The following is a 12492-nucleotide window of genomic DNA, read 5'->3' as shown; positions in this document are numbered from 1 at the left end:
AGAGGTGATAAGAGACAATGGCTAAACCGAAAAAAGTCGTACGTACGAAACGTCGCGACCGGAAAAATATCGAGTCTGGCGTGGCACATATCCGTTCCACGTTCAATAACACTATCGTTACGATCACGGATCCCCACGGAAATGCAATTTCCTGGGCAAGCTCCGGCGGTCAAGGATTCAAAGGTTCCCGTAAATCGACTCCATTTGCAGCGCAAATGGCAGCCGAAACAGCTGCTAAGGCAGCTATGGAACACGGCATGAAGTCCGTTGAAGTTATGGTTAAAGGACCGGGCGCGGGCCGCGAAGCAGCCATCCGTTCCCTTCAGGCCGCTGGTCTTGAAGTAAACCTCATTAAAGACGTTACTCCAGTTCCTCACAATGGATGCCGTCCGCCGAAGCGTCGCCGCGTTTAGTACAATCAGAATTGTGATTGTGGTATAATTCTGACGCATCTGCTAATAATAGGTGTTTAGGCATACTACATGATACACCTGATGGGGTGACTGTTTCATATAGGAGCGACGTTTGAAGGAGGGGTACACTCGTGATAGAAATCGAAAAGCCGAAGATTGAGACCGTAGAAGCCAATGATGATGGGACCTATGGGAAATTCGTAGTTGAACCGCTGGAACGTGGATATGGCACGACTCTGGGGAACTCGCTTCGCCGGATCCTGCTTTCCTCCCTTCCGGGAGCCGCAGTGACTTCGGTCCAAATTGACGGCGTTCTGCATGAGTTCTCGACCGTTCCCGGCGTAATGGAAGATGTGACGGAAATCATCCTGAACCTTAAAGCTCTGTCTCTGAAGATTCATTCGGATGAAGAGAAAGTGTTCGAGATTGATGCTGAAGGAGAAGGCATCGTTACCGCGGGTGATATCCGTGCGGACAGCGATGTTGAGATCCTGAACCCGGATCTTCATATTGCAACGCTGGGACCTGGCGCGAGACTGCACATGCGCATTTTTGCTGGCCGTGGTCGCGGCTACGTCCAAGCGGACCGGAACAAACGCGACGATCAGCCAATTGGTGTAATTCCAGTTGACTCTATCTACACTCCTATTTCACGTGTGAATTACGGTATTGATAATACCCGTGTTGGTCAAGTGACTAACTACGACAAGTTGACGCTGGAAATTTGGACAGATGGCAGTATCCGACCGGAAGAAGCCGTTAGCCTTGGAGCCAAAATTTTGAACGAGCACCTCGTTCTGTTCGTAGGTCTTACGGATGAAGCGAAAGACGCCGAAATTATGGTTGAAAAAGAAGAAGACAAAAAAGAAAAAGTACTTGAGATGACGATCGAGGAGCTTGATCTTTCTGTCCGTTCCTACAACTGCCTCAAACGTGCCGGTATTAATACCGTGCAAGAGCTGACTACGAAAACTGAAGAAGATATGATGAAGGTTCGTAACCTGGGCCGCAAATCTTTGGAAGAGGTTCAAGAGAAGCTTGAGGAACTTGGTTTGGGACTTCGTACAGAAGAATAGGACCCCGGAGTTCTTGAGACTTGAGTGAAGGAGGGAAAACAAATGGCATACCAAAAATTGGGCCGTGATTCCAGCGCGCGTAAAGCTTTGTTCCGCGATATGGTAACGGATCTGTTCCTATACGAACGTATTCAGACAACAGAAGCCAAAGCGAAGGAAGTTCGTTCCATCGCTGAGAAACTGATCACTAAAGCGAAAAAGGGCGATCTTCATGCTCGCCGTCAAGTAGCTGCATTTGTTCGTCGTGAGACTGTAGATGGTGAACAAGATGCAATCCAAAAATTGTTCTCTGACATTGCTCCACGTTACACAGAGCGTCCAGGCGGATACACTCGTATCCTGAAGCTGGGACCTCGCCGTGGCGATGCTGCGCCTATGGTTTATCTTGAACTGGTAGACCGCGCGTAGTTTCACAAGCCATGATTTCCGGATGTACGCTTTACGTATTTAACGTTATTGTACTGCAGGGCATAGTACCCTGCCGTGCAAATAACCGCGGGAATCACCTTGTATAGAGTAGAAGGAGCTCCCGCCGGGGCTCTTTTTTTTGAGAATAAATTAAGTATATGGACCAACAGGAGAATGAAATGCGCAATCTATTGATGAAAGTCAATTATGACGGTACCCATTATGATGGCTTTCAGACCCAGCCTCAGGGCAATACGATTCAGGACAAGCTGGAGCATGCTATTCAGCATCTGACCGGTGAGACGCTCAAAATCACGGGCTCAGGACGGACTGATGCAGGGGTACATGCTTATGGCCAACCTTTTAACTTCATAACCTCCTCACAGATTCCGCTGGAGCGCTGGTGTCTGGCGCTGAATGCCAGGCTGCCGCAGGATATCGTGGTTACTGAGGCTGCTGAGGTTCCGCTCTCGTTCCACTCCCGTAGAGGGGCGAAGCGTAAAACCTACCGCTACACGATTAACGGCAACCGGTTCCCGGACCCGTTCCAGCGGCGCTGGCAGCATCATCATCCGATGAAGCTGAACGTTCCTGCGATGGAGCTGGGGCTAAGCGCGCTGCTGGGTACCCATGATTACACCTCGTTTGCGTCCAGGAAGTCTACCAAGACTTCGCATGTGCGGACCATTTATGAGGCTTATCTTGAAGTAGACCGCAGCATGTGCCGCCCGGGCTCTCCTGACCAAGGAGTGATCCATACCTATATTACAGGCAGTGGCTTTTTGCAGCATATGGTACGCATTATTATGGGCACGCTGATGCAGGTGGGGCAAGGTAAAATCAGCGCAGATAGAATGCCTGTCATTCTTGCGGCTTGTGATCGTGCAGCGGCCGGACCTACGGCTGTGTCTAAGGGGCTGGCACTCTGGAGTGTGGAATATGACGAGATAGACGACTAAACCGCCGATACTATATTTTTTATGAAAATAAGTACTGATTGTTTAAAAATCGCTTGCGCTTGTCATGTTTATACTGTAATATAAAAGTTGTGTTTTCTTGATGGCTATCCCACAGCCCCGATCAAGGAAATGCCAACAAATAAGTTTTTTAACTCACTAAATTGTAATTCAATCGCGAAACAAGATATACGAAACAGATGATTTTCGTACGAGAACAAGGAGGAAACATTCATGCGTACCACCTACATGGCGAAGCCGAACGAAGTTGAACGCAATTGGCACATCATTGATGCCGAAGGCAAAACACTTGGCCGTTTGGCAAGCGAAGCCGCTGCCCTGATCCGCGGCAAACACAAACCGCAATTCACTCCACACGTTGATACTGGTGATTTCGTAATTGTTATCAACGCTGAGAAGATTCACCTCACAGGTAAGAAAATGCAAAACAAGAAATACTACCGTCACTCGATGCACCCAGGTGGCTTGAAAGTTACCGTTGCGGAAGAACTGCTCAAGACCAAACCTGAGCGTATGATTGAATTCGCAGTTCATGGCATGATTCCTAAGACTCGTCAAGGTAATCACATGAAGCTGAGACTCAAAGTATATGCAGGCGCTGAACATCCACATGCAGCACAAAAACCTGAAGTTTACGAACTTCGCGGATAAGAATAAAGGAGGACAGTTTCATGGCACAAGTACAATACTATGGGACAGGTCGTCGTAAACATTCGGTAGCACGTGTTCGCCTTGTACCGGGTGAAGGACGCATTGTCATTAACAAACGTGAGATGGACGAATATTTCGGTGTTGAAACACTGAAGATGATCGTAAGACAACCTTTGAACCTGACTGAAACTCTGGGCAGCTACGATGTAATCGTACTTGCACATGGTGGCGGCATTTCCGGTCAAGCTGGCGCAATCCGTCACGGGATTTCCCGTGCATTGCTCAAAGTAGACCCTGAATATCGCGGTACGCTGAAGAAAGCCGGCTTCCTGACACGTGACCCACGTATGAAGGAACGTAAGAAATACGGCCTCAAAGCTGCTCGTCGCGCACCTCAGTTCTCGAAACGTTAAGAATCCCTTGTTCTCAAGGAAAAGAAGCTCCTGGCCTATTGGCTGGGAGCTTTGTTTTTGTTACCCCTCACAAAAATCTTCGCACCGTACTCTGATCCGCTTCAAAGATCTGTTCAATATCTCTCATTTGGAGTACAAAGTTACGTTTGGATGAACCATACCGGTGTACAAGCTGGTGAAGCTGTAAGGTAAGCTGTCCATCGAAGCAGATCAGATCTCCCCTTGCGGCTGGCGCAAGTTCGAAATTCCTCAGGGCATCCAGCTCAATTTCGTGAAACCTCTCCTCTAAAGGAATCCTCCATTCAGTTCGTGTAGATAACGTGTGTTGATCAAGACAGACAATAAGCTGATCTGGGCCATCCAAAGTGCTGTGAGGATCATAATAGGCAAAGACTGCTGGCTGATCCGAAGCTTGGCACCATTCCTCATCAGCTTGATAAAAGGCATACGGATGCTCTTTTCTCTTCTTAGGCCACATTTCTCCTTCATACTCCCGACGTAAGATTTGATCAAACCGGATTTTGGCCATATCTATGGGTACACCAAAGAGCTCTGAAATCTGCTGAACTGCAATAGAATATTCATCGGATAAACTGTACGTTTGGAGCATAAAAAAGGGCAAAGTAGCATAAAGAACGAATTTCTCGGCATCCTCCTCCTGAGCTTTGATGAAGGGGACAGGCATTACCGTCTGATTGCCAGCGTGTCTCAGGATGTGGCATAGCTCATGCAGAAAATCAAACCGCTGCTTCATAGGAGAATTCCGATTATCCAGAAGTATATAACGTACACCTAATGAGGACTCATAGGCACGGCTTGTCATCGGCGCATAATTAACAAGCACATCTAACTCCTCTGAAAGCTTAGGAATCGTGATGTCCTCTGGTTGCAGAATCGAATGTGTTATGTAGAGGTCCTCCACGAAATGTTCCAAATGTGTTTTTGTATAATGAATAAACATAATAAACCTCCAAAATAGAATGTATGTTCGTATATATGGATATGCGGAATCAGCCCGTTGGCTGAAACCACGATTTGTACTACTTTTTAATTGGTGTCTGAAGAATTGGCTTTTTTCTTTTCTTGGTCTTTGATGAATTGCCAGAAGGTTAACATTTCGCGTTTACGCTCCTCGGGTGCATCCAGGTAATCCTTGAAAAATAGCCCATGCTCCGGATTGTTTAAAAAAGCTTCAAATTCAGACAACTCAGATAATGATGAAGACGAAGTGTCTTCTGCGCCTCCATTGGCCAGACGATCCATTTCTTCGGTAGTGATCCCTAAAGCACGGCAAACCTTAAGAACATTATCAACAGAAGCTCCTCCGACACCTCGCATTAGAATAGACCTCAGCGTAGTATAAGGAATTCCTGCCTTTTCTGAAAAAGCCTTGGTGTTCAGGCCGGTTTCCTCGATTAATCGCTTTAAGACTTCAGCCCGTTGCACACGCAGTCCTCCTCAAAATCCATCAGTGTATACGCTATTTCGTATTCTTAAGTTTATTGTAAAAGGTTTGAATTCAAATGTAAATATGCATTTTCGTATTATTTCGGGTACAAGGCTTGACATAATGCGTAATTGAGCATATTATGATTTAAAAATACGAAATTGAGTATATTTAAATCTATTTTCGATAAGGGGGGAGTAAACATGTGGTGTATAGAGCAGGAGGATTTGGAACTTCTGGATTCGAATTTTGTGCAAAAACTGCTTCCGGAATATCAAATTTCTTTAAAGAGTGTAGAGCAATTATACAGAAATGCAGATGCGGATGATAAGAAGGTAATCGCCGGAATGGTCAGTGACTGCAAGTATGTGATTGAGTGGCTGAGCAGCGGCCGGCGGCCGGGGAACAAGCGGGGGATTGAACGGCGTGCGGGATATGAGCGGGAAATTCTGTTAGAGCCGGTTCGTATGCAGAACTTTACCGCCGGGTTCAATGCAGTTCCTTCTGAAGGACTCACTGAGGATCAATGTTTTCAATTGGAATATGTATTGGGGCTGTTAAGCAGAAGGGAGCGGGAGTGCTATATGCTGGCTAACGGTGAAGGATTCTCGCATGTTGCTATTGCTGGAATGCTCATGATTTCGGCAGGCAGTGTAAGTGAGTACATCCAGCGGGCACAAAAAAAGATCAGCTCCGTAATGGAGGAGTATAGGTCCCTTATCTAACAAAGTGAGCTTATTATAAATAATTAAATGGGTTTGTCTAGTGAAAGCCCCTAATAAATAGAAGGGAGGTTAACTAACGTAAATAAGGAGGGCGACAGTGACCATCACATTATTAATTTTGGCCATTCAAAAGTTTCTGCAAAAGGAGTTGGCTGATGATACGCAGCCCGTGCCCCCAGTGCAGCTTGGATATCTTTCACCGAATACAAGCGTAAATCCGGTATATCCGGTAATTATGATTCGGCCTGCTGAGGGTGAAGGAGATTCTGGCCAAGGGCAAATTCAAATGAAGCTTCAATTTGGTACTTATTCTGAAGATGACACAGGCCTGGTTGAGCTGCTTAATCTGATGGAGCGGGTACGTATCCTGCTATTGCGCCAGAGAGTTCTTGAACAGAAATTCAGTTTGGAGGCCAGTTGGACATGGAAGCTTGACGAAGAGCACCCTTCAGCAGTCTGGAGGGGCGAACTTACAACAACCTGGGCATTGCCCCAAATTCGACAGGAGGTAGTATTGTGAATTCTATTGAAAATGAAGACCAGAAACAAACCCAGCGGGAGACGATCCGGATTTATCTGGGGCCTAACCTGCGTGGCGGTCAACTGCTGCAATCCACCGTATTCCGTTCAGGTATTCCATCTTATTTAACGCCGTTAATGGCTGAACAGCCGGATGTGGCAGAACTGATTGTACCTGTTGATGAAATGACGGAAGTGCAGGAGCGCATCCTTCAAGCGGGTACCGCTGAATATACAGTCTATCAAAGGCTTCTAGGGAAGGGGAACTAATCAATGGCATTTAAACATGGTGTAAGCATTATTGAACAATCAACTTCGGTTCTGGCTCCGGCAAAAGCAACAAGCGGTATTCCTTTTGCAGTAGGTACGGCTCCGCTCCATCTGGCGACGAAGGCTGTACCCGTTAATACTCCCGTGCTTGTGAATAACTACGCGGAAGCCGTTGCGGCTCTAGGATATAGTGAAGACTGGTCAAAATACACGCTGAGTGAGTTAGTATATTCTCATTTTGCCTTGTACGAGAGAGCTCCAATGATCCTGGTCAATGTGCTTGACCCGGCTATCCATAAGACAACGGTTGCTCCTGAAACGGTGGCAGTCAGTAACCGGCTGGCAACCGTGCAGACCGAAGGCGTGCTGCTGTCAACGCTGGTTGTTAAATCTTCAGATGGCACTTCCACTTATGTGTCCGGTACGGATTACACAGCTGCTTTTGATGAGAATGGTCATGTATTGATTACAACGAAGTCTTCTGGAGCCATTGCAGCAAGTGCAGATCAGCTATCTGTGGGATATGACAAACTGAATCCCGGTGCTGTAGAAGCTGAGGATATCATTGGAGGCGTAACCGCTTCGGGTGAATACACTGGTTTTGAACTGATTCATCAGGCTTACCCGCGTTTCGGGATCCTTCCGGATCTACTGCTGGCCCCGGGCTGGTCGCATTTGCCTGCAGTTGCCGCAGTGATGAAGGCGAAGGCCGGAAATATTAACGGGAATTTCAAAGCGATTGCCCTGACGGATATTGATCCATCCCGATCTTATACAGAGGCCGGTACTTGGAAAGCTAACAATAGCTATACGGGTGCTCTGCAAGTTGCTGCTTACCCGATGCTGACGCTTGGGGATAAAAAATATCATTTTTCCACTCAGCTTGCCGGCCTTATTGCTGCGGCGGATGCCGATAATGGCGGTATCCCTTTTGTATCGCCTTCAAATAAGCCTCTGCAAGCGGATGGCACTGCACTATCCGATGGGACAAGCCAATTCCTCGGAATTGATCAGGCCAGCTTCCTGAATAGTGCAGGCATTGTAACAGCACTTAATTTGGGAACAAGCGGCTGGAAGAGCTGGGGGAACAACACCGCTGCGTATCCGGGCGTAACCGATCCTAAAGATAGCTTTATTCCGGTCCGCCGGATGTTCAATTGGATCGGAAACAGTCTCATTCTGACTTACATGCAGAAGGTGGATGATCCGATGAACAAGCGACTGGTTGCTGCGGTTACGGATTCCGTTAACATTTGGCTGAATGGCCTGACGGCATCAGGAGCACTGCTGGGCGGACGGGTAGACTTCAATGAAGCCGAGAATCCGGTGACAGATCTGATGGCCGGTAAAATTACATTCCATCTGCATCTTACCCCGCCTGGACCAGCACAGGAGATTTCCTTCCTGCTTGAATACGACACAACATATTTAGCTGCGCTGGTAGCGTAGAAGGAGGAGCAATAATGCCAAAAAGATCAGAACGGGTTATTGATTATTCAGTGTACTTGAATGCCGTCGATTACTTGGGAACAGCAACCGCGACTCTGCCGGAAATTACGTACCTGGTAGATACCATCAAAGGGGGCGGGATTGCCGGAGAAATGGCGGCGCCTTCTCCAGGGTATACGGGAGCGATGAGTCTGGCGCTTAAATGGCGTACGATTGAGAATGCAGCAGCCACTCTACTGGCACCCAAGGTCCACACGTTGGATCTGCGTGCTTCCATTCAGACATTCGATACTGCGACAAGCGAATACCGCGAGGTGCCGTTCAAGGTTACTGTTCGGGCGAGACCGCTCGGCTTGACACTCGGTAATCTGGAGACTGGAGCAGCAATGGATACTACCAACAACTTCTCGGTTAACTATCTGAAGGTCACCCTGGATGGTGTTCAGGTACTGGAAATTGATAAGTATAACTACATTCATAAAGTATACGAAGTGGATTACCTTGCGGCTACTAAACAGAATCTTGGTCTATAAGGAGAGAGCATGATGGGAACAAAAGAACTGGAGGAGACCGGAGCGGAAGTATACACTTTCGCCCGGCCCGTCAACTTTGAGGGCGATACGTTTGAAAGCCTGAGTATTGATTTTGACAAGTTAACCGGTGAGGACATCCTTACCTGTGACCGGCAATATCAGATGGAATCTGCCCGTCAATCTGGCGGGGAATTGATTAAAGAGACCAATAAAGCTTATCAGGCTTATATTGTGGCCAGGGCTGCTGGTGTTCATGTGGGGCTGATTAAAGCTCTGCCTGCTAAGGATTTCACAAAACTGACCTTACAGGCACAAAGTTTTTTGCTGCTGTAGGCTGCGGAGACGGCGATGGGATCAAAGACATCGCCGTCTCTTTGGCCATGCTTACCCATACTCCAATCTCCTATTTTCTCGGCCTGCCTGTTGAGGAACTGGGGGATTGGGCAGAGCGGGTGGCGAGAATTAAAGAAGGGAGGTAACTTATGGCAGGTTCAGGTTCAGGCAATCCAAGCAGCATCAGTGAGCTTATTGTCCGGTTGAATGTATTGGTGAATCCAAATGTTCCCCGCTCTGTTGAGGAAGTGGAACAGCAAATTAAGGATTTGGAAGACGTGCTTAAGGGGCTGGCCAGGGCAGGCTACTTCGATCAACTGCGCGGAGATGCTGAGGACGCTGGCGACGAAGCCGAACAACTTGGTGACAAACTTAAGGCTGCTTTCGAAAAAGTGGATTTCTCCATGCTGACTAAAGCGGTTGAACCCCTAAAAGCCGTCTGGACGGCTGTAAATGATTCTGCCGGGGCAATGGCGCAGCTTCAGGCATCAACCGGATTAACCGCCGCTGAGATGAGCGGAATGAAAGAAATCTCCGATAGCCTGTACAGTCAGAATTACGGTAAAAACTTCGAAGATATCGGTGAGGCGGTTGGAACGGTACAGCAAGTTCTGGGCCAAACCGGAGATGAGCTGGAGAAGACCACCCAGACGGCTATGACGTATCGCGATGTTTTTAAGGGGGATATATCAGACTCAGTACAAGCCGTTGACGCGATGATGCAAAAGTTCGGCATCTCTTCAGAGCAGGCCTATAATCTGATGGCCCAAGGTGCGCAGAAGGGCATGAACACATCCGGCGGGCTTCTAAGTGCCGTAGAGAAGTACAGCGCTGACTTCAAGAAGATGGGATATTCTGCTGACGAGATGTTTGAATTATTAAGCTCTGGCATGGACAATGGGGGGAATTCCCTTGAGGGTCTTGCCGGGCTTGTGAAGAAATTCAGCTCCACCGTAAAAGAGGGTTCGGATTCCACAAAGGCCGCTGTCTATGAGCTGTTTGCACCTGAGCAGCTGAATCAATTCAGTGCTGCGCTTGTAAGTGGCGGAACGAAGTCGAAGGAATTCGGCGAATTGGTGAAAGTGGCCGGGAAGAATGGAGCTGTTGCCCTGGTCAAGGATTTGAAGGCGGGCGGAGATTCGGCGAGCAAGGCCATGCTTCAACTGCGCAAGACAATGGGCAATGGGGATGAAATCTTCAAGGGGCTGGCAGACGGGTCTATGACCGGTAAGGATGCCATGAATCAGTTGATTGCGAAACTAAAAGCAATTAAAGATCCGGTTCATCAAGCGGCCCTGGCCAGCGCTATATTCGGGTCTCAGTTTGAGGAGATAGGTAACAAAGCGGTGTTGTCGCTGGGCCAGACTCGGCATCAGTTTGATATGACCCGGCAGACGATGGATGAAGTGTCTGCGATTAAGGATAATACGCTAACCGAGCAGTTTGCAGCCATAGGGCGGGAGTTGATGTCCGGTCTTGTGGTTCCTCTGGGAGAGAGCGTGATGCCTGCACTTCAGGGGTTGACCAGTTGGGCGTCAGACAACAAAGAAGTGCTGATGGTCATCGGTCTCGCTGTTCCTGCTGCGATGCTGGCCACAAAAACAGTGAAGATTGTTCAGGGGTTCTCCACGATCATTAAGGCGGCCAGCGCGGCCAGCGGAGCGGCTGGAGGATTTGCAGGTGCACTGGGATTGCTGACGAATCCCGTAGGTCTCGCTGTTGCCGGTGTCGGACTGGTCACGGCCGGTGTCATCGCCTTCAAAAAGCATCAGGAGGATGCGCGCCAGGAGCTTTTGAATATGGGGGATGTGCTGGGTGAATCCTATGCTAATTATTCAGCGATTGAGGAGGCTAATTCCAAAACCCAGAATCTAATCACTGAGCATGACCGATTGACAGGGAAGATTAAGGATGCAAGAACTCCAGCTGATGAATTGTTAGAAGCCAGACGAAAACTGAAGGATGTAGAGCAAACACTTATCGATATGAATCCTAATATTTTGTCTGCTGAAGGCTCCAAGAATGATAAATTCCGAGAACAGATGGGTCTTGTCGGAGATATTGCCAAAGCCCGAGAAGAAATGGGACGTCGTGAACTAGAACATGAGGCCCTTACTGCACAAGCCAAATTGCCTGAATTGGAGAATAATTATTCAGAGCTGACTCAGAATCTTAAAGATCAAAGTGCCGCCTATGAGGAGATGAAGGTAAAGTATAGGGACTACGTCGTGCTTATGGAGGAGTACAACGAAATAGAATATAGTGATCTCGATCCTAATCAAAAAGGCGAGAAGTTTTTAGCTTTTTCTAAAAAAGCAAGCCAAGTGACTGGGAAAGATTATACAATAATAGATCACTTTGAAGATGACTATTTTAAAATGGAGGAATCCATTAATAAGAAGAACAACCAACTTAAGAAAACAGATAGTGATAGGAAAGAGGCAGAAGATGGTCTGGTCAATTATTATAATACTCAGAAAAAAATAATTGAACTTGATCTTGGTGGTACCTTGCAAGAGCAAGCAGCCAAGTACAAGGATATGTCTGTTGCTGAACAAGATCGATTTAGGCAGGCTCTGGATAAGGTGATGCTTCTTAACGCTGCGCTTGATAAGCTGCCTGCTGAAATGAAAGTGAATTTGCAGCTTATTTGGGAGCAGATAGGGAAAGTTCCGAATGCTACTGGAGTTCCAGGGGGAGAAGGCAAAGAAGGTGTCAAACCGAAAGTGAAACCATACCACCCGCTCTATGGTGGGCCAAGCATTGCAGAATACGCTGAAGGCGGTATCGCATACGTGCCCTCTATTTTTGGTGAGGCTGGCCCTGAAATTGCTATTCCCTTAAACCGCAAGCCCCGGTCGAGGTCTTTGCTTGAGAAGGCAAATGATTTAATGGGGTATAATAATAATTCTGTTAACAATGGGGATATCCATGTAACCTGGGCGCCTAGTGTAACCCTTCAGGGTGGCGATAAATCTGTAGCTGAACAGGTACGGGAGGCTTTAAGGCAGTCTGAGGACGGATTCGAACGCCGGTTCAAGTCGATGCTAGTGCAACAGAGGCGGGTGAGCTTCCAATGATCTATAGAACGGTACAAGGCGATATGTGGGATGGGATTGCTTTTAAAATCTATGGAGATGCCCGTTTCCTGACGCTGCTCCTGAATGCTAATCCGGCACATGCTGCGGTCAGTGTATTCTCAGGCAATATTGTACTAAATGTACCGGAGCTGCCCACAGACATATCCAGTTCACTGCCTCCCTGGCGAAGGGAGTGAA

16 protein-coding genes are annotated in these 12492 nt (G+C 47.7%); 14 read left to right on the top strand and 2 right to left on the bottom strand.

Features of this window, described 5'->3' with window-relative positions; all coding sequences use genetic code 11:
- The first annotated feature begins 17 nt into the window (after nt 1-17).
- The 6 genes from rpsK (at nt 18) to rpsI (ending at nt 3938) form a co-directional block, all read left to right on the top strand.
- Nucleotides 18-413, top strand: coding sequence for a 30S ribosomal protein S11 (gene rpsK / locus C173_RS01780; RefSeq protein WP_020427052.1), 396 nt, complete (start codon nt 18-20; stop codon nt 411-413).
- A gap of 131 nt (nt 414-544) precedes the next feature.
- On the top strand, nt 545-1489 hold the full coding sequence (locus C173_RS01775; RefSeq protein ID WP_036692422.1) for a DNA-directed RNA polymerase subunit alpha: 945 nt from the start codon (nt 545-547) through the stop codon (nt 1487-1489).
- 42 nt (nt 1490-1531) lie between these two features.
- Nucleotides 1532-1897 carry a 50S ribosomal protein L17 gene (gene rplQ, locus C173_RS01770; protein ID WP_019908254.1) on the top strand — a complete coding sequence of 122 codons (366 nt, stop codon included), beginning with the start codon at nt 1532-1534 and terminating at the stop codon, nt 1895-1897.
- Nucleotides 1898-2076: 179 nt separating this feature from the next.
- Nucleotides 2077-2856 carry a tRNA pseudouridine(38-40) synthase TruA gene (gene truA / locus C173_RS01765; protein ID WP_036721814.1) on the top strand — a complete coding sequence of 260 codons (780 nt, stop codon included), beginning with the start codon at nt 2077-2079 and terminating at the stop codon, nt 2854-2856.
- Between the two features lie 231 nt (nt 2857-3087).
- A complete protein-coding gene (gene rplM / locus C173_RS01760) occupies nt 3088-3525 on the top strand; it encodes a 50S ribosomal protein L13 (protein WP_036721811.1) in 438 nt (145 codons plus the stop codon).
- Between the two features lie 20 nt (nt 3526-3545).
- A complete protein-coding gene (gene rpsI, locus C173_RS01755; protein ID WP_036692433.1) occupies nt 3546-3938 on the top strand; it encodes a 30S ribosomal protein S9 in 393 nt (130 codons plus the stop codon).
- Nucleotides 3939-4005: 67 nt separating this feature from the next.
- Here rpsI and C173_RS32635 read toward each other — a convergent pair whose 3' ends face one another.
- Together C173_RS32635 and C173_RS34810 are read right to left on the bottom strand one after the other, a co-directional pair.
- Entirely contained in the window at nt 4006-4899 is an 894-nt protein-coding gene (locus tag C173_RS32635) for an ImmA/IrrE family metallo-endopeptidase (protein WP_051477760.1), read from the bottom strand.
- Nucleotides 4900-4985: 86 nt separating this feature from the next.
- Nucleotides 4986-5384, bottom strand: coding sequence for a helix-turn-helix domain-containing protein (locus C173_RS34810; protein ID WP_051477759.1), 399 nt, complete (start codon nt 5382-5384; stop codon nt 4986-4988).
- 252 nt (nt 5385-5636) lie between these two features.
- On the opposite strand from C173_RS34810, the gene C173_RS01740 reads away from it, so the two are divergent.
- From C173_RS01740 to C173_RS01705, 8 genes are all read left to right on the top strand, one after another.
- Entirely contained in the window at nt 5637-6110 is a 474-nt protein-coding gene (locus tag C173_RS01740) for a sigma factor-like helix-turn-helix DNA-binding protein (protein ID WP_036721921.1), read from the top strand.
- A gap of 97 nt (nt 6111-6207) precedes the next feature.
- Nucleotides 6208-6630, top strand: a complete 423-nt coding sequence (locus C173_RS01735; RefSeq protein WP_051477758.1) for a hypothetical protein — start codon at nt 6208-6210, stop codon at nt 6628-6630.
- Nucleotides 6627-6899 (top strand): hypothetical protein, encoded by a 273-nt coding sequence (locus tag C173_RS01730; RefSeq protein WP_036721808.1) that lies wholly within the window; start codon nt 6627-6629, stop codon nt 6897-6899. Before C173_RS01735 ends, C173_RS01730 begins: the two co-directional genes overlap by 4 nt.
- Before the next feature lie 3 nt (nt 6900-6902).
- Complete coding sequence (locus tag C173_RS01725; protein ID WP_036721805.1) at nt 6903-8348, top strand: phage tail sheath family protein; 1446 nt, start codon at nt 6903-6905, stop codon at nt 8346-8348.
- A gap of 14 nt (nt 8349-8362) precedes the next feature.
- The gene (locus C173_RS01720) at nt 8363-8881 is read left to right on the top strand and encodes a phage major tail tube protein (protein WP_036721803.1); all 519 of its coding nucleotides are present in this window, start codon (nt 8363-8365) and stop codon (nt 8879-8881) included.
- 9 nt (nt 8882-8890) lie between these two features.
- Nucleotides 8891-9214, top strand: coding sequence for a phage tail assembly protein (locus C173_RS01715; protein ID WP_081750971.1), 324 nt, complete (start codon nt 8891-8893; stop codon nt 9212-9214).
- A 149-nt stretch (nt 9215-9363) separates the two neighbouring features.
- Nucleotides 9364-12294, top strand: a complete 2931-nt coding sequence (locus C173_RS01710; protein ID WP_036721800.1) for a phage tail tape measure protein — start codon at nt 9364-9366, stop codon at nt 12292-12294.
- Nucleotides 12291-12491: a tail protein X gene (locus C173_RS01705; protein WP_036721798.1), complete on the top strand. Its 201-nt coding sequence runs from the start codon at nt 12291-12293 to the stop codon at nt 12489-12491. The genes C173_RS01710 and C173_RS01705 overlap by 4 nt, the downstream gene beginning before the upstream one ends.
- Nucleotide 12492: the final 1 nt, after the last annotated feature.

The organism is Paenibacillus sp. FSL R7-277, assembly GCF_000517965.1.
In the GTDB taxonomy this organism is placed as follows: Bacteria; Bacillota; Bacilli; order Paenibacillales; family Paenibacillaceae; genus Paenibacillus_AQ; species Paenibacillus_AQ silagei.
The sequence above is the reverse complement of the archived record's forward strand: the minus strand, read 5'-3'. Positions and strand labels throughout refer to the sequence as shown.